The sequence below is a fragment of the Collibacillus ludicampi genome, from assembly GCF_023705585.1.
Taxonomy (GTDB): Bacteria; Bacillota; Bacilli; order Tumebacillales; family BOQE01; genus Collibacillus; species Collibacillus ludicampi.
Genome location: NZ_BOQE01000002.1, coordinates 61,940 through 87,991, shown reverse-complemented (window position 1 = coordinate 87,991; position 26,052 = coordinate 61,940). Strand labels below are relative to the sequence as shown.

At 45.0% G+C, this 26,052-nt stretch carries 24 protein-coding genes; 20 read left to right on the top strand and 4 right to left on the bottom strand.

The features are described 5' to 3' along the window. The 20 genes from DNHGIG_RS20820 to DNHGIG_RS20725 all read left to right on the top strand — a co-directional run. Nucleotides 1-404: hypothetical protein (locus DNHGIG_RS20820; RefSeq protein ID WP_282201583.1), on the top strand; the 404-nt coding region annotated here is incomplete at its 5' end. 15 nt (nucleotides 405-419) lie between these two features. Next, entirely contained in the window at nucleotides 420-1,169 is a 750-nt protein-coding gene (locus DNHGIG_RS20815) for a hypothetical protein (protein ID WP_282201582.1), read from the top strand. Continuing rightward, nucleotides 1,139-2,881, top strand: a complete 1,743-nt coding sequence (locus DNHGIG_RS20810) for a hypothetical protein (protein WP_282201581.1) — start codon at nucleotides 1,139-1,141, stop codon at nucleotides 2,879-2,881. Before DNHGIG_RS20815 ends, DNHGIG_RS20810 begins: the two co-directional genes overlap by 31 nt. Then, nucleotides 2,878-3,306: a prepilin peptidase gene (locus tag DNHGIG_RS20805; RefSeq protein WP_282201580.1), complete on the top strand. Its 429-nt coding sequence runs from the start codon at nucleotides 2,878-2,880 to the stop codon at nucleotides 3,304-3,306. Before DNHGIG_RS20810 ends, DNHGIG_RS20805 begins: the two co-directional genes overlap by 4 nt. A 92-nt stretch (nucleotides 3,307-3,398) precedes the next feature. Beyond that, nucleotides 3,399-4,490 carry an RNA-guided endonuclease InsQ/TnpB family protein gene (locus DNHGIG_RS20800; protein WP_282201579.1) on the top strand — a complete coding sequence of 364 codons (1,092 nt, stop codon included), beginning with the start codon at nucleotides 3,399-3,401 and terminating at the stop codon, nucleotides 4,488-4,490. Nucleotides 4,491-4,717: 227 nt separating this feature from the next. Then, nucleotides 4,718-5,614, top strand: a complete 897-nt coding sequence (locus DNHGIG_RS20795) for a hypothetical protein (protein WP_282201578.1) — start codon at nucleotides 4,718-4,720, stop codon at nucleotides 5,612-5,614. Nucleotides 5,615-5,753: 139 nt separating this feature from the next. After that, on the top strand, nucleotides 5,754-6,800 hold the full coding sequence (locus DNHGIG_RS20790) for a Fic family protein (RefSeq protein ID WP_282201577.1): 1,047 nt from the start codon (nucleotides 5,754-5,756) through the stop codon (nucleotides 6,798-6,800). 154 nt (nucleotides 6,801-6,954) lie between these two features. Beyond that, complete coding sequence (locus DNHGIG_RS20785; RefSeq protein WP_282201576.1) at nucleotides 6,955-8,046, top strand: S-layer homology domain-containing protein; 1,092 nt, start codon at nucleotides 6,955-6,957, stop codon at nucleotides 8,044-8,046. An 18-nt stretch (nucleotides 8,047-8,064) separates the two neighbouring features. Beyond that, the gene (locus DNHGIG_RS20780; RefSeq protein ID WP_282201575.1) at nucleotides 8,065-9,396 is read left to right on the top strand and encodes a hypothetical protein; all 1,332 of its coding nucleotides are present in this window, start codon (nucleotides 8,065-8,067) and stop codon (nucleotides 9,394-9,396) included. 185 nt (nucleotides 9,397-9,581) lie between these two features. Continuing rightward, on the top strand, nucleotides 9,582-10,745 hold the full coding sequence (locus DNHGIG_RS20775) for a hypothetical protein (protein ID WP_282201574.1): 1,164 nt from the start codon (nucleotides 9,582-9,584) through the stop codon (nucleotides 10,743-10,745). A 60-nt stretch (nucleotides 10,746-10,805) separates the two neighbouring features. Further along, nucleotides 10,806-11,267, top strand: a complete 462-nt coding sequence (locus DNHGIG_RS20770; RefSeq protein ID WP_282201573.1) for a copper amine oxidase N-terminal domain-containing protein — start codon at nucleotides 10,806-10,808, stop codon at nucleotides 11,265-11,267. 9 nt (nucleotides 11,268-11,276) lie between these two features. Continuing rightward, nucleotides 11,277-11,990 carry an EAL domain-containing protein gene (locus DNHGIG_RS20765; RefSeq protein ID WP_282201572.1) on the top strand — a complete coding sequence of 238 codons (714 nt, stop codon included), beginning with the start codon at nucleotides 11,277-11,279 and terminating at the stop codon, nucleotides 11,988-11,990. An 83-nt stretch (nucleotides 11,991-12,073) separates the two neighbouring features. Continuing rightward, a complete protein-coding gene (locus DNHGIG_RS20760; RefSeq protein ID WP_282201571.1) occupies nucleotides 12,074-12,772 on the top strand; it encodes a hypothetical protein in 699 nt (232 codons plus the stop codon). A gap of 365 nt (nucleotides 12,773-13,137) precedes the next feature. Then, entirely contained in the window at nucleotides 13,138-13,368 is a 231-nt protein-coding gene (locus DNHGIG_RS20755) for a hypothetical protein (protein ID WP_282201570.1), read from the top strand. 49 nt (nucleotides 13,369-13,417) lie between these two features. After that, nucleotides 13,418-15,163: an ATP-dependent helicase gene (locus DNHGIG_RS20750; RefSeq protein ID WP_282201569.1), complete on the top strand. Its 1,746-nt coding sequence runs from the start codon at nucleotides 13,418-13,420 to the stop codon at nucleotides 15,161-15,163. After that, nucleotides 15,160-16,170, top strand: a complete 1,011-nt coding sequence (locus DNHGIG_RS20745) for a ParB/RepB/Spo0J family partition protein (protein WP_282201568.1) — start codon at nucleotides 15,160-15,162, stop codon at nucleotides 16,168-16,170. Before DNHGIG_RS20750 ends, DNHGIG_RS20745 begins: the two co-directional genes overlap by 4 nt. Nucleotides 16,171-16,185: 15 nt before the next feature. Further along, complete coding sequence (locus DNHGIG_RS20740; RefSeq protein WP_282201567.1) at nucleotides 16,186-17,313, top strand: hypothetical protein; 1,128 nt, start codon at nucleotides 16,186-16,188, stop codon at nucleotides 17,311-17,313. Further along, nucleotides 17,247-19,355 carry a type IV secretory system conjugative DNA transfer family protein gene (locus DNHGIG_RS20735; RefSeq protein ID WP_282201566.1) on the top strand — a complete coding sequence of 703 codons (2,109 nt, stop codon included), beginning with the start codon at nucleotides 17,247-17,249 and terminating at the stop codon, nucleotides 19,353-19,355. Before DNHGIG_RS20740 ends, DNHGIG_RS20735 begins: the two co-directional genes overlap by 67 nt. Nucleotides 19,356-19,660: 305 nt before the next feature. Beyond that, a complete protein-coding gene (locus DNHGIG_RS20730; RefSeq protein WP_282201565.1) occupies nucleotides 19,661-20,296 on the top strand; it encodes a metal-dependent hydrolase in 636 nt (211 codons plus the stop codon). Between the two features lie 22 nt (nucleotides 20,297-20,318). Then, nucleotides 20,319-21,137: a S1 RNA-binding domain-containing protein gene (locus DNHGIG_RS20725; RefSeq protein WP_282201564.1), complete on the top strand. Its 819-nt coding sequence runs from the start codon at nucleotides 20,319-20,321 to the stop codon at nucleotides 21,135-21,137. Between the two features lie 144 nt (nucleotides 21,138-21,281). Here DNHGIG_RS20725 and DNHGIG_RS20720 read toward each other — a convergent pair whose 3' ends face one another. From DNHGIG_RS20720 to DNHGIG_RS20705, 4 genes are all read right to left on the bottom strand, one after another. Then, nucleotides 21,282-22,067 (bottom strand): helix-turn-helix domain-containing protein, encoded by a 786-nt coding sequence (locus DNHGIG_RS20720; protein WP_282201563.1) that lies wholly within the window; start codon nucleotides 22,065-22,067, stop codon nucleotides 21,282-21,284. Nucleotides 22,068-22,376: 309 nt separating this feature from the next. Then, the gene (locus DNHGIG_RS20715; RefSeq protein ID WP_282201584.1) at nucleotides 22,377-23,780 is read right to left on the bottom strand and encodes an FtsZ/tubulin family protein; all 1,404 of its coding nucleotides are present in this window, start codon (nucleotides 23,778-23,780) and stop codon (nucleotides 22,377-22,379) included. 16 nt (nucleotides 23,781-23,796) lie between these two features. After that, entirely contained in the window at nucleotides 23,797-24,210 is a 414-nt protein-coding gene (locus DNHGIG_RS20710; RefSeq protein ID WP_282201562.1) for a hypothetical protein, read from the bottom strand. A 687-nt stretch (nucleotides 24,211-24,897) separates the two neighbouring features. Next, nucleotides 24,898-25,905 carry an S-layer homology domain-containing protein gene (locus tag DNHGIG_RS20705; RefSeq protein WP_282201561.1) on the bottom strand — a complete coding sequence of 336 codons (1,008 nt, stop codon included), beginning with the start codon at nucleotides 25,903-25,905 and terminating at the stop codon, nucleotides 24,898-24,900. Between the last annotated feature and the right edge of the window lie 147 nt (nucleotides 25,906-26,052).

Here is a 26,052-nt window from a genome sequence, read left to right as displayed (position 1 = left end):
GGATGGACGTATCCAGCGCCCGTTTTGTACGAAGTGCGACGTATACCGCTTGTGACGCCGCCAGTCTTGCGGGGGCACAACAATACGATCAGGTTGCTACTCAGTACAATCAATATGGGGAAGCCATTGCTTGGAGATTTACGGTTAACCAAGATCAAGCAATCGTTCACGCGCAGGAGACGTTATTTCAAAATATGCAGACGTTGAAAGACAAAAACATTCAACTCGTGGATTACAAGATTACCTTTCCAGATGACGAACACGTCGATGTGGAAGCGACCGTGACGTTTGAATTGCAAAACCTTGAACGGGCGGTCAATCTGTTTCTCGATCAGAATCATCCGTACAAACCCACGATGAAAGTCCATGCGACCGCGACAGTTGTGCAACCTGTAGGATCTTAAAGGAGGAATGTTCTTTTGAAAAAGTGGCAAAAGTGGGGGATCGCCTATGTAGGAGTTATAATTGCATGTATCGTCGGTCAATATTTCATCGGAAAACAGCCTGTGACCACGACAAAGACCTATATCCATAGCGTCGTGGAAAATCGATTGGATGATGCTTTGTCGATGGTGATCGGACAGGCCAAGAAAAATATTGCCAATCAAAAAGGGCTCTTAAAACAAAAGGGGGACGTACTCAGAGAAAGCTATCACTTAAAGTCGTTTGACTGGAAGCTCCAATTCGCCACGGTCGAAAGTGATGTCACCGTTGCATTGCCGGATGGTACGACGGATCGGGAACATCAGGTATATGAGTTGTCCAAACAGGACGGCTCTTGGAAGATCGCGCGGGTGGAGAATTTATCCCCGTTGGAGGAAGGGGGCTTTTATCTACCTGCCTTTGGTACGGATGGCGTACAAGAAACAATCACGAAATATCTCACCGATCAACTCGCCGGAAAACCAGAGGCAAAAATGGAACTCACTGGACTGGCGTATACGGCTGCCGTAACAGCATCCCCGGTCAAAATGACCCCAATGAAACCGGAAAATCTTGAAATACAACCGATTGGAAGGAAGCTCTTTGGTGAACTGATAGTACGAGTATCATACACCCTGGGCGGTGAGCAAGTTCCAAAAGAAATGAAAGGAAAGTGCGTGGATTTGTTGGCGAGAATGGAGAAGGTGGGCACAGTATGGAAAATCGCTTCGCTCGAATCGCTCTAAGTGTGCTGTTCCTAGCGTTTTTCTGGTTTTTTAGTAAAACTGCTAATGCCGCCGTTTTGCTGGATGATTCCTTTCAAGACTTGTCGCAAATAGACACGAAAGCGACCACATCGGTAGTGGATACACAAAAGCAGGAAGTGCGCTTGCCGGGGTTATCGAACAGCCTGGCTACCACCACCGTCGGAAGCAATCTTCCGCAATATGTGGTTCCTACAACTACGGGAATCACTTGGTTGAGTTATGATTCGTCTAGTCAGTCTATGAAACCCGTAGCTTCCTATTCGGTCTCGGGAGTGACAGCGCTAGGGGTAGCGGTAAGGCAGGACTCTCCGTCCATCTGGGCGCTTGTCGATAACGGCGGGGGCCAACAATCCATTGAGCGATATGATTATGATGATGGAGCAGGTCATATGGCTGAGAACCCGTATTTAACCGTCACGGGGTTGCAAAACGTTCTTTCTATCACCGCCCAACCAAATTCAAATGAAGTGGTAACGTTAAGTCGTTCTTCAAATGGAACCGGCGTCATTACCACGTACATGGAGGATGCCAATACGGGTCAGCTTGTACAAGTTCCGATGCGGTCATTTGATACCGGGCTTGCTGATCCGTTATCCATTAGTCTGATTCCTAACACACCGGATGTTGTCGTAAAGACGAAATCAGGTGTGTATTTTTATGTCTTCGATGATGCGAGCGGAACCTATACGCAAAATCCAGCGATGACAATTACGGACGCCAACGCCAAACAGGTAGAGTCCAACTCGTTGAGCGCGGATACAGGCGTATTGCTTTTGAATAACGCGACTCAACCGGGAGCCGTGTACATGAAAGATGATGCTTCGAGTTCATATCAGCAAGTGCCTGCTACCTTTGACCAAGCGCTAGGGAACGCGGTGTCGGTTTCGTTGGTGCAAGGCACAAATGGGAGTCAGATGGCGATGCTGTTTCCGGACGGCTCGATTCACCTTTTTGCGATGGACAGCGCGAATCCAGGTTTCAACTATAAAGACGTTCCGTCATTCGACGTTACAGGTGGCATAGTACCGCGCTTGTATGCGCCAAGCTCAATCTATCAGTCCGTGAAAATCACGACACAAGACTCGATTGAGCTGGTCAGACTCACAACACAAGAACAAAACGATCCGAACACATCCATCCAGTACGAAGTTTCGACGGACGGAGGGAGCACCTGGCAAGCGATCACACCGGGAAGTTGGGCATCGGTGACACCGGGCTCAAACATTGTTTTACGTGCAACAGAGATGTCGGCGGACGGAACGGGAACACCGCGAATTAAGCACGTGGTTTTGGAAGGAACGTATGTATCTTTGAAAAATCTTCGGGCCACACAAATTTTCTTCCCGGCCCCCGAACAAACGAATCCGGTCCCGACTACGAATTTTCCGGTTTTTGTGCGGGCGGGAGGACAAGTGGAATTCATGGTTGATTCAACGGGATTTATGCAAAAAGTAACGGTTCAATTTTCGGATGGTACGAGTATGGACATGGTTCCGCAACAGCCAACGTCAAACGAAACAAACACATGGGTCGGGTGGTACAAAGTCGATCTCAATGCTCCGAGCGACTTTTCGATTGGGGTGCAGATCACAGGGAAAAATCCATGGAAAAGTGTCACGATTTCTCAAGATCCGTTACTTGTTGTCAAAAATTCTGTTAAGCAGCTGTTGGGGGTGCATTTGACGGAATGATACAGTGGCTCGTGTTGGTCTTCTTGGCCGTGGCCGCATGGTTTGACGCTCGAACCATGCGGATTCCGAATCGGTTACAAGTTATAGCCACATTTTCAGTTTGGCTTGGGATATTGTTAATTGAACCTTTAACGTGGAAAGAACGTTTGATCATTTCTTGCTTACTAAGTCTTTTCTTCCTTGTATTTTTCTTTCTTGGTCAAAGTGGAGCAGGCGATTTAAAAATGATGGTGTGGTTCGGTGCGGGATTAGGTGAAAAAGTATGGTGTATACTGTTCAACGCTTTCGTATCCATGGTTATCTGTTATTTAATTTTAAAAATAATAAAAAGATCGCCAAACTACGTTCCCTTGGCTCCTTTTTTATTTATTGGTGCGATGCTTTGGATATTCACAGAAAACAGCGCAGGAAGCCCATGCCTTTAGGCGTGGGAGGAATGCGCCATTTCTGCCCTCCTTTCTTAATTGATTGATTTCTTCAATTGGTGTTTAATCGTAATTGAAGGAGGTGAAAAGCTATGCTGATAACTACGAAGATCAAGCTCTTGCCGAACGATCAGCAATATGAGCAACTTCTTTCTACCATGAAGCGTTTCAACGAAGCATGCAATCGTATCAGTGAGATCGCGTTTGAGAAGAAAGTATTTAGTAAAGTAAAAATTCAAAAAGAGTGTTACTACGAGATTCGTGAGCAATTTGGACTTTCGGCTCAAATGGTCATTCGTGCGATTGCCAAGGTAGCTGAAAGCTACAAGGTAGACAAGAAGGTTGTTCATACATTTCGTCCTACGGGTGCAATGATTTATGATGAGCGCATTCTTTCTTTTAAAGGACTTGAGTTTGCTTCCACTCTCACCCTCGATGGGCGCATAGATGTTCCGATGCAGATCAGCTCCTACCATCGCGGAGTGCTGGAAGGGAAACGTGTACGTGGGCAGGCTGACTTAGTTCTTATCGACAACACTTTCTACCTCCTCCTTGTTGTTGAGATTCCTGATGGAACACCGATTGAGACTACCGATGTAATTGGCATCGATTTGGGGATTGTAAACCTTGCAACGGATAGCTTAGGAGAAGTGTTTTCTGGGAAGAAAATCATAAATCTCCGAAAACGCTACGCTCGTATCCGTGCAAGGCTTCAATCGAAAGGTACAAAATCTGCCAAGCGCTTACTCAAAAAGCGTTCTAAGAAAGAAAAACGAATGGCGCGTGACATCAATCATTGCATCAGCAAAAAGATAGTTGAGAAGGCTTTAAGGCACCGTTCTGTTATTGCTTTAGAGGACCTGAAAGGGATCTCTAAGCTCAAGACAAAAAAGAACGGAAAGACGGTTAATAAGTCTCAGCGTTCTCAACTATCGAATTGGTCGTTCTATCAACTTCGCCAATTCATTGTATATAAAGCACAAAAATTTGGTGTGCCTCTTGTATTCGTTGATCCGAGACATACGAGTCAAACTTGTTTTGCTTGCGGTCATGTAGCGAAAGAGAACCGTAAAACGCAATCAGAATTTGTTTGTGTGTCGTGCGGACACGCTGACCACGCCGACCACAATGCGGCTTGCGTAATTGCAAGCCGGGCTGCCGTCATACAGCCATACGCGGTGTAGTGTAAGCTATAACTGCAAGCCCACGGCTTTAGCCGTGTGGTCTATGACGTCGAATTTTTAATAGTATAAAATTTATGTTGCATTGAGAGTTGCAACCCAATCCTGAGTTTGCAGGCTGCAAACTTTAAAATTCGTGCTTGCGTAAGCTTACCAAATAACCTTGTTGTTCTACAGGCTATTGGTAGATTATTATTAGCCACAATATAATATTGAGTGGGTGGAAAATTATGGATGAGAGATTTAAGGGACTTTTTGAAGCGAGTGAAAGATGGAGAAAGATGATTGAACCTGTCCTTAAAAACAGTGAAACAATCGCTAGAGTTATGCAACCGGTTTTAAGACATCAAGAGTTGTTTGGGCGAAATTTACAAAGCCGACTCGCGCAAGTTGCCAAGCAGACTAGGCATGTTTCTGATGTATTTAAACCAATTAGTGGAGCGTTGGAAAAAGCAGCCGGATTATTTAATAATGAAAATATTAAAAAAGCAATTCAAGAAACTACAGATGACATTGAAAAGTTCAAGTTAATAATGCTCAAAATAGGGTATCCTGCACATTATGAAATTCCTATTATTACTGCCCGGAAAATTGTACGTTTTTACAAAGAACGCACATTAGAAGAAACAAAAAATTTTGTGAAGGAATTCCTTATTAAATTTTATGATAATAATAAAGTAGATAGAATAGTTCAAAGATGGAAAGAGATTAAGTGGATTTCTCCTCGGTTGCGATTATTAAATGAAGCCGTAGAAGCTCATATTTCTGGTAAGTACTTTTTATCCGTTTCCACTCTAATTCCACAATTTGAAGGAATTATTGCTGACTATTTTAAGCATACCGGTTTCTTGAAGCAAAATACATTAAAGGAGTATATTAGTAATCTATTGCAAGATGAAGACACTTTCTCTATGGATAGTACGGTACTATATTTTTATTTAGATATTGTATTAGATGATTTTAAACATGGAGAACCCATTAATTCACAAATGAGTAGGCACGCAATATTGCACGGTTATGATGTCGATTATGGAACAGAAATAAATTCTTTATGCTCAATTCTACTAATAGATTATCTTTTATTTAAGATAGGTAGCAATAACTTAATAATTGCAGATAAAGAATGAGCATATCGTAAGTTCGATGCTATGGCACTAACGGAGATAAAAACCAAGGGGGCATAGATTTTATGCTTCCTTTTTTATTTTCCGCTCCTTTTATATATATAATTTTTTGGTTAAATTATATATATAAGGAGTGGTACAAATGATGTCTTTTCGTAATCAATACTTACAAAATCTATCCTATACCGGCTCAACCGTAAAACTGATCGCAAGAATCCACGAGTATAAGGGAAAGGAAGCCCTCTTCCAACGCCAAAAACCCGAAGTGTTGGAGGCATTGCGTCAAGTGGCGATCATACAGAGTACGGAATCCTCCAACCGAATCGAAGGAATCACCATCTCAACGAATCGTTTAGAGCGTTTGCTGAAGGAAAGACTTGCACCTGAAAACCGATCCGAAGCAGAAATTGCAGGATACCGTGAGGTTTTAGATACGATTCATTCCAGTTACGAACATATCCGTTTAACTCCCAACGTCATCCTGCAACTTCATCGGGATCTCATGGAATTGGCAACTGGAGCGGGAGGGAGATGGAAGTTAACTGATAATGACATTCGGGAAAAGTTACCGAATGGTCAGGAACGCATACGTTTCACGCCTGTACCTGCTTGGAAAACCGCCGAAGCTGTAGAAGAGCTTTGCAGGCAATACAACATCGAAAGGGATCGCGGGGAAGTTGATGATCTCATTTTGATCGCTGCATTCGTATTAGATTTTCTTTGTATCCATCCGTTCTCCGATGGTAACGGTCGGATGGCGAGACTTCTTACGTTATTACTGCTTTATCAGGCGGGGTATATTATAGGACGATATATAAGTTTGGAAAAAGTGATTGAAGACACAAAAGAACAGTATTACGAAACCCTGGAAATCTCTTCGCAAGGTTGGCATGAAGGAAAACACAACATAAAGCCATGGTTGGATTACTTCCTTATGATGATTTTAAACGCCTACAAACGATTTGAGGAACGAGCCGGTATAGTCACATCGGATAAACGCGGTTGGAAACAAGAAAGAGTCAGAACTGTTGTTGAGCATATGATTGCGGATTTCACGGTCTCCGATGTGGAAGAACGTTGTCCGGGAATAAGCAGACCGACGATCACAAAGGTTTTGAATGAAATGGGGAAAGAAGGGGTCATTGAGTGTATTGAACGGGGCAGAAATGCCCGGTGGAGAAAGGTTTAGCTCTTGAGAAGTATTAAATAATCGAGAGGAATAAAAAAGTGTCTCAGGTCCACTGAGGCATTTTTTTATTCCTTTCTTTTAAGGGGGTGGGACTTCACGCCGGAATTTTTTTCATTCAAAATGCAATTAAAGGAAATTTGGAGGAGTGATTCGCATGAAGAAAAAATGGGCAATTGTAGGGCTTTCTATGGCAAGTCTCCTAGCGGTATCTGTAAGTGCTCAAGCTGAAAGCTCCTTGTTCAGCGACGTACCAGACACTAGCGCCTATGTCACGTACATTAACGATCTGAGTAACAAGCATGTAATCAGCGGTGTGGGCAACGGACAATTCGCACCGACGAAGGAACTTACCCGCGCCGAATTCGCAACGCTCCTGGTGCGCGCGTTTGGCTTACAACAATCGAGTAATCCAGTGAAGTTCGGGGATGCTAAAGGCCATTGGGCAGCCGCCTACATCCAAACGGCATCGGAAGCCGGAATCGTCGCTGGAACATCGGCTACAACTTTTAGTCCGGATGCACCTGTGAAACGCGAGGAAGCGGCCCAAATGGTCTGGAACTTCCTGAGCAAACATGGAGTGACGGCATCCAACGGTGATTCAAACGGTCTGGTAAACACAGACCCTTGGGCAAAGAATGCGGTGTTTAACGTCATCAGCCATAAGCTGGCCGGCCCGGAAGTGACGGACGCGAACGATTACAAGTCCCAAGACACGATGAACCGTCAGGAAGCGGCGGCGTTGATCGACTTGGCTATGCAGGTTTTGTCTCAAAAATCGAAACCTGCACCGCTTCCACCCGTTTCATCTGAATCGTCGTCTGGAACAAGTTCATCATCCGGTTCGCCGGGGATGTTGCCCGCTTCTGCGGATAATTTGAAGCCCAACAGCGACGGTACGCTCAGTCCGGCGAATGTTACGATTCCGGCACTCTATGCGAACGATCCGATATTCAAAATCGCTTCACAAGATGAAATCAAGAATCTGATGGCACAAGTGAAGTTTAAGGTGGATGGATCGAGCGTGACGGTTACGCTGCCGGATACGAATAACAGCAAGGTGACGTGGTATGTGAATTCAACAAAAGCAAGCAAACCGTATGAAAGCTCGAAAGGTACTACTCTGACGTTTAACAATGAAATTGCTGTGGTTATTGTACTCCAACAACCTTACAACGTGGGTTCTGGGGTGTATTTGACCGCAACCTTCAAAAACACCAACGGTCAATGGACTCTGCAATACCGTTAAGAAAGGGTGAACAAGATCATGGGGCGCATAAAAATCCTCTCATCGTTTTCGGGAGCATTGATGTTAACATCAATGCTCTCTTTTTCTAATGCTTTCGCGGATACAAATACACCGACCATTCCTCAAGATGGTCAGTTAGATGCTCCGGGACAAGCCTATCTTGATCCTACAAAAGCACCGTATACGGTCGGGAGTCTAACGAGCACGTTGAACATACAAGGTTTCTACCAGAGCAATCCCTATACGGACTCGAATGCTGTAAGAAAGGAAGTGAGGTGGTATCACCCGAACTCCAGTTGGGTGAACGACCCTTCTGCTTCAGGAGGCAGAAGTATCGTCTCCTTCGGCCTCGCAACGGTTTCACTGGAGGATGGTACCGGACGTACCGGGAATTTCTATTTGTACAATATCGACACACTCAGCTCCAACAACGGGTATGGCCTGATTTCCGTGGACGACGTTCCCGCTTGGGTGCAGATGTTAGGCGGGGATCTCAATACAATTCAACAGGATATGGCCAACGGAACACTCGACGCCAGTAGTTACATGGACGATGGATTAAGCCAATGGCACGTCGTCCACCTCGGCCAACTCGCCAAACTCTGCGGCTGGACGCTCGCGTTTGACAACGGAACCGACGCCAATAACATCGGGGACCCCATGAACGGGATGTACGTGGCCGCTGATCAGACCATTGCTAAGCCGACGTTTAAGTTGTTCCCGAATCAGCAACCAAATCCGAATCCAAACGGTGGAGGCGGTAGCACCGGTGGCGGTGGCGGCGGCACTGGTGGTTCAGGAGGCTCCGGTGGATCAGGTGGCTCTGGAGGAGGATCAGGTTCCTCCGGAGGTAACAGCGGTGGTACCACACCAACATCCCTCCCACCAGGAGGAAACCCTAGCGGTGGCACTACATCCAATACACCGAGTGGAGATGGCGATATAGCGGTCCGTTTCAGAAACCACTTATTTAATCACCTTCCAAAAGACGGTGACATCGGAACCGTTGATTGTGTGCTAACAAACACAAATTCGTACAGTGGCTACATCAAGTATTCGATTGATGGATATGCAGACAACTCTATGACACCGCCGATCCATCTGGAAGGTATCGCACCCATAGATGCAAACAGTGAAGTCTCCATTCCGATCCAATACACGGTTAAGAAGAAATGGCAGGGGGACTTTCAGCTTGGCTATCACATGATATTTAACGCCACGATCGAACCGTATACGCCGCCGTCATCAGATGAACAAAATCCTCCGCCACCTTTGAAGGATGATGATCCAGAGAATGACTCTGCAAAATTAGTCAATCCGATTCCTGGTTCAACTCATTTGACACAATAAAAATCCTTCTAAAAAGCCCTTAGAGCCGTTTCTAAATACTAGTAAGATAGATTATATTCAGAGCATGCGGCTGATACCGCAACGATGAAAAATCCGATTCCTGGGTCGGTTCATTTGGTTCAATAAACTTTTTAAGCCCCCTAGAAAAAGGGGGCTTTTACTTTGAATGAAGGGAGAGATCATTCATGATGAAACGGATGGCAAAGATCTTACTGGCATTTCTCTTGCCATTGGTAATGGTATTCGGCAACTCAAAAGTCTTTGCAAGCGGGATACCTCTATATATGTATTCAGTTAACGTCTCATACAATGGAACAGCTAGTACATCAAGTTATGACTGGCGAACGTTTGTCCCTGCTTATGGAAGTTATATGGACTATAAAGTCATTGGAACTTCGTCATTCCTGGGTAATTCCGGGATAGCATATTCGGGAGAAATTGACTTCTCTAATCTACCTTATAATTCTTATGGTGCATTTTTTATTGATGGATCAAATGATGGAACGAATTGGACAAATATCGGCTCAATCTCTTTAGGGTCACAACCATACGGAGGCGGCCCATATACGTTTGTGTTTAACAGTCAATGGCAACAAATACGATTTGTTATTGAAGGTATGTATAACTATTCTGCATCTGCTTCCGGAACCGCAACAATAAAAGTGTACGGAGTTGGAGCTGATGAACAAACCGTACAAAATGCGGCATCTGCCGCTCAAGGAGCGCAAACCGCTGCACAAGCGGCTCAATCTGCCGCGCAAAACGCTCAAAGTGCAGCACAAGCCGCTCAGACAGCTTCACAAAACGCGCTAAACAACACGAACACGATTATTAACTCTTATCTATCAACTTCAGCTGGGGTGGTTCAAGATTCATCGGGAACCGTCTTAACCGCCGCCCGGGCCGCACAAGCGGCTGCCCAAAATGCGGTGACAGGCATTCAAAACGCACAGAATTCACTATCCAATTTGAGCAGTAAAATCGATGCCAATCAAAACGCTCTTACGAACCAATTGAACAGCCTGCAAACCGCCGTTACCAATAACTTCAACAACCTTGCACAGTATCTCACCCCGAATCTGAAAAAGGTTTCGGGCTATAACGGCGCAACGGCGACTTCCGGAAGTTCGATCCGTGTGGTGTTGGACTACTCGAACGCGACGGATTACAGATACGCGGTGGATGGAAACTGGTCTGCTTGGACGTCCCTAGCGGGATACAGTTCGACCGGTTACATTACCGTTCCTTTAAGTTCACCAGGAGCGCATACCATCACGGTTCAAATTCGAAACGGTAACGGAGCGAATGCACCAACAGACAGCGCTTCGATGACCGCATTTAAACTCTAATATCGAGTGGCCCCCTCGCAAAAACGTGAGGGGGTTTCACTTTTCTAAGGGGGAATCGCTTTGAAGAAGACTTTAACTGCTTTGATGATAGGACTTTCATGTTTCGTCTCATCAGTCGCCCATGCTGATACACAAACACCTGTGCAGGTGGCCGCGTTCAAAATCGGAAACGGGAATTACTCGGTGAACGGCTACACGTTTAAAGACGTCGCTCCATACATCAAAAACGATCGTACCTATCTCCCGTTGCGCTTTGCGGCATATGCCTGTGGGATAGGAGATAACAACATTTACTGGGACGGTGCCAACCAAAAGGTCTATCTCCAAAAGGGAGACAAAATCATCATCGTGACGATTGGCTCGAACACCATGCAGGTAGGCGATCAAACGATAACACTCGACGCACCGGCTGAAATTACGAACGGACGCACGATGCTTCCGATCAGCTATATTGCAAAAGCGTTCGGTTGTGACGTCAAATGGGACGGGGACAAACAGATCGTCACGATCATCGCTCACTAGGAGGTTCCCATGAACAGATGGAACGATATTGAACTGTTTCCGATGTATCAGCCAATCGTTCACTTTGAATATCCTCAAAACGTTTTTGGCTACGAAGACACGATTCGCGGAAGAGCATGGAACGGAAGAATCATTTCTCCTGCAAAGCTCTTTGCATGGGCTGAAGAAGACGATGAGATAAGCAAACTGGATCGCTATGCCCGGCAAATAGCTATGCAAAAAGCAGAGGGATTGCCCGATCATAAGCTGCTTTTTCTGAATTGCCACGGCGAATCGTTGAAAGAAGGCCATGTTTTTGAGGCTATAGAGAATTACCGATTCACCGATCGTATTGTCTTGGAGATTACGGAACAAACGAGAATCGACGACATCCACCACATCCAAGGTGTCCTGAAAGATCTTCGGAAGCGAGGCATGAAGATCGCTTTGGATGATTTCGGGGCCGGATTCTCAAACTTCTGGCTCATCGAAGCCCTGGAGCCCCATTTTGTGAAGCTGGACAAGATACTCACCGCGCACGTGGATCAAACCCAACAGGCATGCCGTGTGATCGAAGGGATGGTTCTCTTTGCCGAGAAAACAAAGACGATCTTGATCGCAGAGGGAATCGAAAGAGAAGAGCAAGCGGACATTCTGAGAGAGTTGGGAATTCAGTATGGGCAGGGGTTCTATTTTGGGTATCCGTTTGAGGTTTCCGAAAAACGAATGGTCAACACGAAATGAGGAAATGGACCGAAGGGGTACTTTGGATGCATTACATCCAGGGTATCCCTTTGTTCATTTCAAAAAAAGAAAGGAGAGCCATAATGAATGCTCATACAAAAGACATTCAGGATGAGATCGCCAAGGCGCAACATCACTTGCACATCGTTGAAGCGATGATTCACCAGGCGTCATTAGAAGGTATTGAGTATGAAGCGCTAGGGAATGAGATTGACCACGTGCAGGCGCAGCTCGTAGGCGTGCAATTGAAGCTCTACGATATGCAAGAAAAAGATATGCAGGAAGCGCCGTTCCGTCATGGCGCTCATCCCTATGACTGTGAGGTGAAATGGAACCCTAGCGAAAGGATTTTGAAAATCTCTATACCCGATACATGGGAACGTGTTCATACCCGGCCTAGCATCTACATCAAAGACATCCTGCGATTCAGAAATGCAACCCGGGTAAAGGTCTTTTACACGAAACTTTTTCAGCGATTGCTTACAAGAGAAAGGGAACGGGGAAACCTGAACGATTTTAAGCCTTTCGCATTTTGCTATGCAGGTTTTCTCTTTCATTTTTCAGACAGACACATGCGAGACCCTGATAACCAAATGGTGAAAGTCTTAGTGGATGCCGCCAAAATTTCAGGTGTATTTCAAAACGATAGTTACCAAAATTTTATGTATGCTGTGGGGGGAGTACATAACCCGAATTGGTCAGGATTGGAGCTTTATTTTTCAGATTCTCATAGAATGATGGAGACCTTTTTCGTAGGAGTACACTCATACCATTTTGGATAAAAACTATATGCAAACCTTTAAGAAAAACCATATTCATACCTATCAAAACATATTTGCTCGTAGTTTTTATGATTCATAAAGATCACGATTAACTTTATAAAATCGGAGGTTTGAACAACAAGGTTTGAATATAGTTTTTCGATGGGGAAGAGGATGGTCTTGGGTAAGGAAAGATGTCGGTAATATTGATTCCAGTTTGGTTAGGATAAATGAACTTGTGTTCTATCGAAAATGATGAAATCGATTGGATCTATAGGTGCTAGGTTCCAATACACATTCAACTGCGGCGACGCCGACCAAAGCAGTGAGGACGTAAGTCCGAACAGCGTGGTCGTCAAGTCGCCGTAGAGGAGGGGCAGTAAGTTATGTTATGGGTGAAGATTTTTCTTTGGTTATTACTAACATCCGTTTCAACAGGTATAGTGGCTACATGGTTAGATAAAAAATTTCCCGTCACCGAATCGCCGAATGGCGGGGTACCAATAGGAACCCTGCCTGCGGTATTTTTTATGATTTTATACGGTTATTTCTTTCGGGACTCCATTCAGACAGTCATGTACATGTTTCTCGACTTCTTATTTTGGCTGCAGAAATGAACCGATGATGAATTCCTAGAATCATATGCGACGAAAGGAGGTGACTCTTATGGGGCTGAACGAAGCACAAAGAGAAGCCGCTTCACATATTGAAGGGCCATGTTTGGTCATAGCGGCGGCGGGAAGTGGGAAAACAACGGTTCTAACGGCTCGTGTGTTGAATCTGCTGAAAGAAGGAGTACCGAATCATCGAATCCTCTGTTGCACGTTCACAAAAGATGCGGCCAAGGAAATGTCTCAACGTATCCGTAAACGCACCGGAAAAAAGGTCGATGTAACCACCATACATGCGTTGGCCTACCGGATGTTAAACGACGAATGGGAAGAATGGACGTTAAAAACTGATACCGCTTGGCTTATAGAACGTGCGATCCGGGACAGTGGGATGAATCTGGATGTCGATGAAATCCAAGCGTCCATTGCGTTGTTGCAAAGCGAGTTACAAACGCCGGATACACTCGGAAATGTACCGATCCGGTCTGTGTATCAAACCTATGAGTCCTTGAAGAAAAGCATGAAGATCATGGACTTCGGGGATTTGCTGATTCGCGCCATCGAGAAAATCAAAACCGATAAAGCGTACCGTCGAACATGGCAAACCAAGTGGGATTTCGTCATGGTGGACGAATGTCAGGACATGAGCAAGGCCCAGTGGGAACTCATTCGGCTTCTGGTTCAAAGACACAGGAATATTTGGCTATGCGGGGACGATTATCAATCCATTTATTCCTTCAACGGCGCAAAACCCGAGATTATGATGCGCTTCGAGGACGAATATCCAAATGTCCGGCGTGTCATCATGGGTACCAATTACCGAAGCAGACAAACCATTCTGGATGTAGCCGATATCGTCATTAAACTCAACCGCAAACAGATACAGAAAGAGGTGATCGCCCACAGGCAAGGCGGCGATCCTGTCGAAATCATCCGGGTCAACAACGAGGAAGACGAGGCAAAAAAGATCGTTCAAATGATCCTCGAAACGAAAAGGAACAACCCTGAACTACCGTATTCGCAGTTTGCCATCCTGTACAGGATCAATCAGCAGTCACATCCTTTTGAAGAAATGCTGGCGGAACACGAAATCCCGTATCACGTGTACGGGGATACGCACTTTTACGAACTGCCCTATGTTAAACAAATTCTCGCTTGCCTGCGCGCGCTTGAGGGGTGGAAAGCCGGCAACCCGGACATGGGCGATGTCACGGAACTGCTCCGCTTGTTCTTGAAGGACTACGAAATCATCAAGCGGATACAAACGGAAGGTCTTTCGTTGCTCTTCCAAGAACCTATTTTTGAGCCCCTAGCGCAAATTCTAAGGGCATGGCTTACAATGGAGGAACCCGATGCCTTGATCGACGCGATTTTCGCTTACACTCCGAAGGGGAAAAAGGAGACTGAGGAAAATAGCGAGCCGATTCTCTGGCTGGAATCCTTGAAACGATCGGCTTCCCGATACCCGTCGGCATCCGATTTTTTATTGACCGTGGATCGTATGACCAAACAATCGCGAGAACAAAAACAGGATGCCGTAAAACTGATGACCTTCCACCGCTCAAAAGGCTTGGAGTTTCATTCGGTTTTTCTCGTTGACATGGTGGAAGAGTACCTTCCCTTCAAAAAGGCGGTGGCAGAAGGGAACGTCGAAGAAGAGACGCGACTCTGCTACGTCGCGATGACACGGGCAAAAGATCGTTTGTACCTGATGATTCCACGGTTTTTAGGGAGTACGGAAACCTTTGAATCCCGATACATTCAGCAGATTCGACATCTATGCAAGGAAGTGGTCTTTTGAGAATCAACGAGCGCATTGAGTACCGGTTTGTGGACGATCTGGAACCGCATCCCCGAAACCATGAATTTCATTCAGAACACGACGAAGATACCTATGCTTTGTTGAAACGAAGCATTGAGGCGGACGGAATCCAGGAACCTCTTTGGATCACCCCCGATGATGTCATCGTCTCGGGAGAAACCCGATGGAGGATCGCAAAAGAATTGGGGATGGAGGAAGTACCCGTTCGTATCATTGAAGACGCAACAGAGACCGATATTTTGTACCTTCTGATCTCCGCCAATGAAACCCGGCGCGGGGATGAAAAGGATCTCATGAAGAAAGCGAGGAAACTCAAAGTCCTACATGAATACTGGATGAACCATCAGTCCCAAATTGGGACTCTCGAACAGGCCGGACTTGTGAAGATGGCCGGTAGTCGAAGTGCTTTCTATCGGCTACTCAAACTCAATTCTTTAATCCCGGAACTGCAAGAACTCGTCTCTCAGGGAGTGATCGGGCAACAGGCGGGGCACGAACTGGCTTCCCTCTCACCGGAAGACCAAAAAGCCATGTACGAATCCATTCGATCAAAAGGCGTAACAAAGGTACGATTGGATGAAGTACAGGCCATTCGTGAAGAACTGGACAAGTTCGACCGTGTTACATTAGCGTCGATTGTCCCAAGAGACAAAGAACAGTCGTCCGAAGGTGACGAGGAAGGAACAGAAGAAAACGCAACCGCGGATCGCCTTCAAACGATTGAAGCAGTAGCACCCGTTTTGCCGGAACAGGCATCCAAGATCGTCAAACAACGGATTTTCAATAAACGGGCCAGTTACTTCCAAAAACGATTGAATGCCTTCATGGAAGACATTCATTTGCTCGCTGAAATCGATGAATTGGAGGATGAAACCAAAAACACGCTGGAAACGTTGTTAGAGAGTTTGAGAAAAATCGAGTGTGATCTTACGAATCGTTTGTACCCAGATTCCCGCCTATTGGTCGCCCCTAGCGCAGAATCATAGGAGGTGGTGGTTCACATGGGGAAACGAGGGCCTAAACCCACACTGACCGAACGCGACCAAAGAGTTTTACTCGATCTTTATTACACCCGTTGTATGACAGGCGAACAGCTACAAATCAGTGCCTTTGGATCAATTTCACGCTACGCAAAAACACGAATCAAAACACTGAAAGACCGTGGGTTGATCCATAGTAAGAGCTACACTCCCACATTGCATGATCAAACAAAGAGCTTTCCTTTTAAAGCCGGTAGCTTGATCTATGAATTGACCGATGCAGGTGTGAGAGAAGCCGAACGATTGATCGGAGAGACGATCATTAGCCAAGATCATCGCCCGTCTGAACGCATAAAGGTTCCCGTCACTTCGGTCAGTCGCTATCTACAAACGGCTGAGGTCTTCATGAAAAATAAAGAGAAAGTACGATGGATTCCTTATTTTTCTCTTCGTCAACGAATCGGTGTGAATGACTTTACGATTCCGTGCCTAGCCGGAGTGGAAAAAGACCAAAAGATTGCTCTTGTTTTCGGGGTCGTCGCCAATCCATCCCTGAAAGCCTTCAGTTTTATCGCGAACAACATGAAAGGACTGCCGAGCATTGTTATAAAACTGCTCCTCATGTGTCCCTCGAATCAAACCGTGGACATGGCCATAGACTACTACTTGGGGAAATATCTCGAAGGGGATCTTCATGTGATGACTTACGAACAAGCACAGGAAGATCTCCCTTTTCTTTTTGGAGAAGGGTATATCGACGTGTTACGCCAACGCCTTGAAACCTTTCATGGACATCCTTTGCTGATCTTGCCAGCGACCGGACGATTTCCATCCGACTTTAAGAACATGGTGGAACATCGGCCCGGTCGTTTTGCGTATCTCGTTGATCTTTCAACGGGAAATCTCAACGCTCTTTATACCCTGATCCGTCACGATGAACAGGCCGAAAGGAGGGATGCCCAATTTAACGGAAGCATGCGAGGGATTTGGGTTTTGCTGCGGGATCATGACCAATTCCAAAGTATCAAACCGTATCTCAGCGACCACCGTCACGTCCGTGTAACCTTCCGAAAGGCATACGGATGGATCGGCTGCGAGAACGGTACCTGGACACATTTGCGACCAATGACGGAGGTGTTGACAAAGTGATCTGGACCATAGGCGCCTGGCTCTTGATGGCCGGGACTCTTTGTTTATACCTGGTGGGCACCCTCAGCGGTTTCACAAGCCTAACCGTGCTTTTGATCTTCGGCATTCTCGCTCTCGCTCAGATTGCGCTTGGCATTTGGAAACGAGCATGGAAGCTCGTCGGATGGGCGTTGTTGAGCCTTGGATTGCTCGGGATGTGGGAACTGTCCGGCTGGATACACCGTGGGATACTTTCGTTTGCCAAGAAAGACGCCGTTCTGTCCCACATGATGCTGGTACCGCACATGGCGGCGTTTATGTTCAGCCTGTTTCCGTTCCTTTTGCTCTGCCTAGCGCTTGTATTGGCGGTGAAAGCCAGCAAGGTCAGTTTCAAGTCCCTATTTTTCGACTGGTCTTTCTCACCATCATCCAAGGAAAATCCGATGTACCCAAGCATTCGGATCTGCAAGGACGCGGAGACCGGGCAAGACATCTACCTGAACGGCGAAGACCGATTCCTGCACCTTCTGGTGGCGGGTCCGACCGGATCAGGGAAAACGGCGTTGACCCTCGGGCCGTTCGTTTATCAGGACATCGAGTATGTCGCCAAAGGCGGCCATGCGCGCGTGATCGTCGTCGAACCGGACGGGGAATTTACCGAGGATCTTGCCGAGTATTGCGAGGAATTGGGCGTACCCTATTTGCGCATTGACGCGACGAATCCCGGTGATTTTCATTGGAACCCCTTTGAAGGGAAACCGGCAGACGTGGCGGAATCCATCACATCCATCTTGAAAAGCAGCGGCAGCAAGCAAGAGTTCTTCGATAACGTCAACGAAGCGACATCCCGGAACGTCGCCCTGCTTTTGAAGTTGATTCATGGAGATAATCTCACTGTTTTGGATTATTCGAATGCTCTACGCTCCGTGGACAAGCTCAAAGCGCTGATGAAGGAGTTGCGAAAGAAAAAAAGCAAGCTGTCCAAAGATGATCGCTACATGGCAGAAAACGTACTGGCTTCCTTGGAGAATGAGATCGCAAATGAGATGCAGGCCGAGCACTTCCAGAAAGTCTGTATGGGGCTTCGTCAAAAACTCGAAAACTTGATCGGGAACCCCAACGTTCGACGCATCTTGGATGGTCCGTCCAGTTTTCGCTTCAGTGATCTCTACGAAACCCCTGGAGTGCTGCTCATTAACACGGGCAATACACCGGCAGGAGACATGTTCGGGAAGTTCTTGCTCATGGCGATGCAGTTCGCGGCTCTGGATCGACCGGGGAAAGCCAAAACGCGAACCCCCGTCTTCCTGTACGTGGACGAATTTTCGCGGTATGTCTCGGAGCGCTTTGATGAAATTCTGAAGCAAGGACGGAAGTATCGTGTCGCCCTTTCGTTTGCGTTCCAGTCCTTTGGCGACTTGGAACTTTCAAGCTACCCGCAATACAAAAGGCGGGTGAAAACCAACGCGCGGAACAAAATCATTTTGTCAGGGCTTGAGTATGATGACGCATTGGAAGCCGAACGTATGATGGGAACCAAAGAAGAGACGATGACCACCACGTCGTATTCCGAAGGGCTTTTTTCCCGAGATGGAGAACGCATCAGCGAAACGACGAGAGAAAAAGCCCGTTTTTCCGCTAACTATCTCATGTTCATGCCTTGGAATCAGATCGTGTATAAGATCATCTCCAACAAGCAAACGTTGGAACCCAAGGTCGGGATCGTTGATTACCCGAAGCGTAAACGCATCGAGCAGATCCAAAGATCATTTAAAGGGAAAAAGATCAGGGATGCACAGCATCTGATACCTGATTCCAAAGAAAATCTATCAACCTATCAAAACGAAGTGCCACTCAGACAAACGGAAACGGCCATCAGAGCGTCCGAAATTGCGAGTGGCACTCATACTATTACTCAAAGAAAAATCCCTCTCAGAAGGAAAATTACAAGCTCTGAGAGGGTGATTCAAATTGACAGCTCCTCGTCAAACCAAAAAACAAACCAATCGAGTCAAAACTCAGCGTCCCAACAGGCTCAGATGACCATGGATGAACTGTGGTAAAAAACACTTCACGCCGCCTCTTCCACCCTGTACGGTAATAGCAGAAACAACTACAAGGGTGGAGGAAATGATCATGAAAAAACGATATACGATCAAAGTCATCGATAACGAAACGAATCAAGTAGAGACGTTCGAAGGAGACGAATTGCTCCTGCTGACAGTCGAAGACGGAGAGCCTTCCTAATTTTACTTTGATGTGCAGGCATCTCACTTAGAAGCGGCCATCAACGAATTGCAAGCGGAATACCACGATGCGCAGGAACAATTCTTTGATCGTTATGTTCATTGATGAGGAGTGGAGACAGATGTTAGGACGCACACATATGATGCTGGGCGCATTGGTGGGGGTGGTGATGACAGCCAATGCGCCCGGATTAGGAATGTTGGAAGGAGCGGCTATCGGGGCTATCGCAGGTCTAATGCCCGATCTCGACCATCCAAACAGTACGCTGACACGCAAGGTGGCGCCGATATCACTTGGGAGCCGGAAGATCTCACTGGCTCTCATTGCGCTAGGGGTGATCAAACTAGCATGGGACGGATGGTTACCTTGGCATCAGGTCGGGATGATCGCTCTATGGGCGTTGATCGCGGCCCTCTCCCCGCACCGAGGGATTACGCATAGTCTGATCGGTCTTTTGTTTGCCACATACGGGTTGATGGGATGGCTTGGGCCACTTTGGACGGTTTTTGCGGCAGCTTATCTGTCTCACCTTGTTGCCGATATGCTGACGGATGGCGGTGTGCCGCTTCTGTGGCCGTGGAAGTTTGATTTTCACATTCCGACTGGACTTCATACCGGTCGGTTTTTCACGCGAATGATTGAAAAAGGAATACAGTTGGTTGCCTCTCTCGCAATTGTTGGAGGGTTAATCCTCCATTTCAACGATTTCGTGCGCCTAGCGCTTTCTCAAGTGCAACATCTGCAAAAGATCTTCTAATTTCAAGAAAGGAGAATCAAATATGAACTCAAGTGCAATGATTTTAACTGGACGGAACCAATACAAAACCATCGATGTATTTGACACCAACCCCTGGCCTTTGTTGCTGGGGGTTTTTCGTAGGAAAGAAGTCTTACAGGCAGAGATCAGCGGTATTGAAAGCATGGAGAATGAAAAAGCGTTTCTTGTTTGGATCGGACTGATCAAGGGGCTTATTCCCTTCTCACAAACCGGTCTTGAAAATCCAAATCAGATGCTTCGGATGCTTGGCAGTCGCGTTCCGGTACTGATCACAGAAGTTGATCGGAATGCGGAAGTTCTGTACCTCTCGATGACCAAAGGAAAAGAGGTTTTAGCGAAAGAAACTCAACAAAACATCCAGGTTAACCGGGTTCTAAGGGGGATCGTTCAACAGGTTCGGAATACGCACGCAGTTGTGGATCTCGGGGGTATCGAGGGGATTCTGAACCGAGAAGACATTTCCAACGTGTATATAGGAAATCCACGCAGAGTGTTAAGCGTTGGCCAAGAAATTCGAGTAAAAATCACAAACATTGATGAACAAACAGGGAAAATCTATGTCTCCAAAAAAGACTTGGAACGTGATCCCTGGCAAATGGTTACGGAACGTATAAAACTTGAGCATCCGTATGTCGCTCAGGTTACAGGAACAAACAAAAGAAGGGGTTTATTCTTGAAAATCTTCGATGGAATAACAGGAATGGCTTACTATCCACGTCCCCTTCCCACTGGAACACGAGTCGTCGTACACATCCAATCCATCGAACAAGAAAGGAAAAGAATCAATTGCGAAGTGGTTAGAGTCATTGATAACATCTGAAATGAACGGGGGCATGCATTCCCGCCCCCGTAATAATGCATTAAAATTCCTCTATAAGCGTTTTTTTAAATCCCTAGTATATTTCCTATAATCTCTTGAAAAAACTGCTCATAGACCCAATTCTGTTCGTCTGAGGGTGTGTTTCTACACATCCTCTTCTTTCTTTCTCATGTATTCTTCGAAATGTTCTTCAACATATCTCTCAATGTACTCATCTTTATCTTTACCAATGCGACCGAAAAAACCCAATTTGGCCCATTCTTTTAAAGCCTGACGACGAAGTTCTTTTTCAACTCTAAGTTCTTTGAGTATCTCATCAGTTCTTTCAATGCGGTCCTTCTGGGCCTCTATTTGTCGTAACTCTAGCAGTCTATTTATATCGCTTTTTATTAGTTTTACCTCATCTGGTAGATCCTTATACATTTGTTCGAAAGATTTTTTAATAGCTTCGGTCTGTTCCGGTAGCTGATTAACAACCGAATCAATTTCTTGCTTTAACAAAGAAACTTCGCCATGTAAATGCGAATAAGACTGTTCGAACTGAGAAAAACGTTGATCAATATGTTCTTTTATGCCTAGTAACACTTGTTGCATAGCAGCTTGCACTTGTTCAGAAATGACGGTTTTAATCATCGCTTGATTTAAGGGTACGAGGCTGTTTTCTTCCCTTGTAACCGAATTTTCAACCTCTACAGACCCACTTGTAAACTTTTCAAATACCTTCCGTATAGCCCCTAAAGAAAACCCTTCTTCCCTTAATTCAGCAATCCGTCGAAACTTCTCTATATCTGCTAAGGTGTAATATCGATTTCCCTGTTCGTCACGCCTGACCACAAGAAAATCCGAAAATTCCTTTTCCCAGTTGCGAATTGTCCCTGCCGAAACATCTAGTTCCTCGGCAACTTGTGAGATCGTAAAGATCCGTTCCATTCTTCCCTCCTCCTACAAACGATTTAGAACCCCTGTTCAAGAGAACTTTTAATATACCCTATAATAGCATCTTTGAACCCCTAAAATATTTGTTTTAGATATCTAAAATATAATTTGTAAGATCCTATAAAAAATTTTTTATAGGGGTTATATTTCATTTGTAGACTATTCTTTTCATTTATAAGGGGGTTACAAATCATTTATAACCCTTAAAAATGAATTAATTTTATCCATCTGCCTATAAATTATTTATAACCAGCCTACAAATACTGTTGTGAGGGTATAAAAAAAGACTGCCGAAGCAGTCTCTTATAGCTTACTCAGGTCAATGTCTGACAAATCCAGATTCTCAACATCAATTTCATGCTCATTAGAATCGGCCCTAGCGTTATCTTCGGCCAATTCAATCCCTAGTTCACTCAAGTCGAGATCAATATCCAAATCTTCCTCAGTTGCTGCGATTTGTTGGATTGTTTCCTGACGGAAGCTAGCGTGTTTGTGTTTTGCCATAAACTCTTCGTATTCTTTCACAAGCCCTTTTGAAAGGCGGGAAGGAAGGGCTTCCGCTTTATAGAAGGTGTAGACCGAAGCTTTAAAATCATTGCGATCTTCCAGATAACCTGTAAACACCGTACCTGTAAGGAGCAGTTTCTCTACAATCTCATTTTTAGCTTCATCCAAGAACGCACTTCCGGTTTTTTCGAGGGCTTTATCAATGACCGCTAACATCCCGACATGATGAACTTTAGCGTAAGTTACATTTCCATTTTCGTCCCTCTCCTCAATCGCTATGGAGGAGTGAAGGACACTAGATTGTATCGACTCCATGAACATCTCAGTCAGGTCATGGTTGTTAGTGATTTCGTCAATGCTACGCTCTACTTTGCCGATGACAAGGCTTCCCGTTCCTTCAAGGATAATGCGTCGAAAATCACGCGGGTCGAAGGTAACCGATGTTCCGCCACCGTTCGTCGCGGTGTTGATCTCATGGATCACGTTAAAGATTTGATTATTGGCGTAATCCCGGTAGTTTTCAGCACCAGCATTCGCTCCTAAACGGTTCCATTCATCGTAGAAGTGTTGGTTATCCGCGAATATAACGAATGCGATTCCTTTAGCCGGGTTTTTCGCTGTCGTCCAGATCTGTGTAGCAAACTCGTTCACCTGACGCAGAACGTCCGGTCCATCACTGCGAACAGGAAGAGTTACGACTACACCAATCTTCACGAACTTTTCTTGTGCCTTCTTAAACGCCAATACCTTGTATTTCTGAAGATTCGTTTTGAAATCTTCCGGCGACGTGCTTGCCTGAATTTTTTTCAGCTCTTCGACTATCTTCGGTTTGTTGTGGTAGTCGTAGAACTCATCAATCGCTTTAACCAGGGTAGAAGTACCGGTACCACCGCCAAGTCCCGCGAAGAACAAAACCAATTCGTCACTCGGACGTACACGCTCGGTGATGAACTCTTTCAGTTTTTCACTGGCTTCCCGATTCTCTTCGAGGATCGCCATCGCTTTTTCAGGGTTTTTCCCAAGTCCTCCAAGTTTCAATGAAACCTGATTCTCTACGGGAACATGCTTCAATTCTTTGAGATCTCCATCATTGGAATTCAGCGCAAGTGTATTGTAGACGGGCTTACCATCTTTCGTTTTGAGTGACGCAAACTTATCAACCATTCGAGTACCAGCTTGACCGAAACCGACAAGCGTCATGTTGATAGAAGGGGCATTATGCTTGAACAAGGGAATCCGCTCCTTTTTTTGCTTTTTCGAGCCGCACTTTGATTTCTCCCGCAACCTCAAGACCACGGATGGTAAGTTTAAGAAGTTTGGAAGGGGGGATCGCGTGGTAATAACAAAGACCCATACTAAGTAATTTGTCGACTACACGTTCAGCGTGTTTCCGGTCAATGTTGGAATGGATCGTCTCAAATGTGTGGCCTCGTTTTCCTCTTCGATCGATCTTCACCAGCTCAATGATCTGCTTGATTGTGATCCCGATACTTTCATTCGTTGTATGTTTGGCGATTGCAAGAAATGTCTTGAGCGTGGCTTCATCACCCATGACAATATCGGTAAACATCGACCGTAATTCCGGCGTTAACCGAACATCTTCATATTTTTTCGCCAACTCAAATTCCACAATTTCACCCCCAATGACAGAATGGTGACTATATTAACATCTACATATGAATCCATAGTAGTATCTAAGTATGATATTACGCTCACTGGAAAACAAAAGCAAGGAGAAAATTACCGATAGAATCAAGTTTTTCTAATAGTTTCTTATATAGTTTCTATTTAGGTTTATGAATAAGAAACTATTATAATATCCGAGATAATTTGAGCCTTTCTTTTCTCGGATAAAAGAATATCATTGCTTCTTTAGACAAAATTTCAATCTTTGAACTGCCAAATTTAAAGTCATAAAGCATATTTTTTATCGTTTAGTAACTATATGAGAAACTATGTAATTTTGTTTTAATATATAGGTTTATCCAACAGTAACTAAATGAGAATCTTATATAGAGCTTTAAATAGTATCTAATAAAGTGTATGTTTCATTAAAATCCCATTTCAAGCTGATTTTAAAGTCATATGAGTGCTCCCGGAATAGACGTTATCTCTAAGTAGAAGTCCCAAATGAAGAAGAAGCTCTTACCTTAAAGATAAGGGAATCCACCAATTACTAAAAAAAGCCCTCGACCTTACCTATCGGCAAGAGCGAAGGCTCGTAAGCATTGTCGAAAGTTTTGTCATGCTCGTTTCAAATACGTTCACTTGTATGAGAGGTCGAGAGCTAGGGCCCCCTTCCTCTCGATTATATGTCTTATTGATTATTTGTTGTAGTGCCATATACGTTTGATGCTACTGTCTCTGTAGATGAAGAACCGTTGGTGTTACTCGATGTTGTCGTTTGAGTTGATTGGCTTCCAGAAGTTGAACTACCTACGGAATTTTGGTTGGAAGCTGTTGTATTTGATGTTGTAGACCCACTCGCTGCAGAAGTTCCTGCAGATTGTTGAGAAACAGTGGTTTCCGTGCCAGAAGATGTAGTAGTTGTAGTTGTAGCACCCGTATTCGATTGATCTCCCATTACAACGACTGTACTATCTTGCAAGCGATCAAGTAATGTGGCAGCTTCCGCGCGTGTAACAACACGATCAGGTCTAAAAGAACCATCACCATACCCGTGCATCAAATCATATTTAACTGCCGTAGCTACATAAGGTTGAAGAGCTTGTGGAATCTTCGTATAATCTTTCGGGAATTTTTCTTGTAATAATTGTGTTGCAGTATCGGCATCTAACAATTGCATATCCGGATTTTGCTTGAGTAAGATTTTTATCAAAGTGACTGCTACGTCTTCGCGCTTATCACCTTCAAAGGGCTTGAACAGAAGACCGCCATCTAAAGTACGATATGCATCAAAGTAATCTTTAGCGGCTTCTACATATTTATACTCCCAAGAAGTAGGAGGAACATCTTCAAAGTCTTGTTGAGTCGAATCATTTTTTAATTGAAAATACCGCGTAACCATTGTAGCGAATTCTGCGCGTGTCACCTGAGCATCTGGATCAAATTTCTGTTTACTTTTACCGGAGAGTATCCCTTTTTTCACAAGATCCATTATGTATTTTTTTGCCCAATGTCCTTTTACATCACCGAAAACGACTGTATTATCGACAACATTGGTTGTATTCGTAATATGAATGTTTTGTCGAGCATGACCGTTCCCTATAATTTGAATGTTTCCGTTTCCTCCTTTTGCAAAAGCAGGAACCGCACTTAATGAAAGGGCGGAAATCATGGATAAAGTAGCCATTGTTTTTTTCACAACACATCACCTCTTTTAATTTTTATTTCACAAGTATAATAAAACATTTAATGAAATTATTTCATAGAATATGAAATTGTTTCGCGTCATTTTTGTGTAATTTTCTTTAAGAAACTGTAATTTTCTCTTTAGGGGAGGCAGATTCTT

What these genes read in the sequence shown, in the direction of transcription:
- DNHGIG_RS20725 (WP_282201564.1), top strand. Translation starts at nt 20,319, where the DNA reads ATGAACTCAAGTGCAATGATTTTAACTGGACGGAACCAATACAAAACC.
- DNHGIG_RS20755 (WP_282201570.1), top strand. Translation starts at nt 13,138, where the DNA reads ATGTTATGGGTGAAGATTTTTCTTTGGTTATTACTAACATCCGTTTCA.
- DNHGIG_RS20790 (WP_282201577.1), top strand. Translation starts at nt 5,754, where the DNA reads ATGATGTCTTTTCGTAATCAATACTTACAAAATCTATCCTATACCGGC.
- DNHGIG_RS20765 (WP_282201572.1), top strand. Translation starts at nt 11,277, where the DNA reads ATGAACAGATGGAACGATATTGAACTGTTTCCGATGTATCAGCCAATC.
- DNHGIG_RS20800 (WP_282201579.1), top strand. Translation starts at nt 3,399, where the DNA reads ATGCTGATAACTACGAAGATCAAGCTCTTGCCGAACGATCAGCAATAT.
- DNHGIG_RS20780 (WP_282201575.1), top strand. Translation starts at nt 8,065, where the DNA reads ATGGGGCGCATAAAAATCCTCTCATCGTTTTCGGGAGCATTGATGTTA.
- DNHGIG_RS20740 (WP_282201567.1), top strand. Translation starts at nt 16,186, where the DNA reads ATGGGGAAACGAGGGCCTAAACCCACACTGACCGAACGCGACCAAAGA.
- DNHGIG_RS20760 (WP_282201571.1), top strand. Translation starts at nt 12,074, where the DNA reads ATGAATGCTCATACAAAAGACATTCAGGATGAGATCGCCAAGGCGCAA.
- DNHGIG_RS20795 (WP_282201578.1), top strand. Translation starts at nt 4,718, where the DNA reads ATGGATGAGAGATTTAAGGGACTTTTTGAAGCGAGTGAAAGATGGAGA.
- DNHGIG_RS20720 (WP_282201563.1), bottom strand. Translation starts at nt 22,067, where the DNA reads ATGGAACGGATCTTTACGATCTCACAAGTTGCCGAGGAACTAGATGTT.
- DNHGIG_RS20730 (WP_282201565.1), top strand. Translation starts at nt 19,661, where the DNA reads ATGTTAGGACGCACACATATGATGCTGGGCGCATTGGTGGGGGTGGTG.
- DNHGIG_RS20750 (WP_282201569.1), top strand. Translation starts at nt 13,418, where the DNA reads ATGGGGCTGAACGAAGCACAAAGAGAAGCCGCTTCACATATTGAAGGG.
- DNHGIG_RS20715 (WP_282201584.1), bottom strand. Translation starts at nt 23,780, where the DNA reads ATGACGCTTGTCGGTTTCGGTCAAGCTGGTACTCGAATGGTTGATAAG.
- DNHGIG_RS20735 (WP_282201566.1), top strand. Translation starts at nt 17,247, where the DNA reads ATGGATCGGCTGCGAGAACGGTACCTGGACACATTTGCGACCAATGAC.
- DNHGIG_RS20810 (WP_282201581.1), top strand. Translation starts at nt 1,139, where the DNA reads ATGGAAAATCGCTTCGCTCGAATCGCTCTAAGTGTGCTGTTCCTAGCG.
- DNHGIG_RS20775 (WP_282201574.1), top strand. Translation starts at nt 9,582, where the DNA reads ATGATGAAACGGATGGCAAAGATCTTACTGGCATTTCTCTTGCCATTG.
- DNHGIG_RS20785 (WP_282201576.1), top strand. Translation starts at nt 6,955, where the DNA reads ATGAAGAAAAAATGGGCAATTGTAGGGCTTTCTATGGCAAGTCTCCTA.
- DNHGIG_RS20805 (WP_282201580.1), top strand. Translation starts at nt 2,878, where the DNA reads ATGATACAGTGGCTCGTGTTGGTCTTCTTGGCCGTGGCCGCATGGTTT.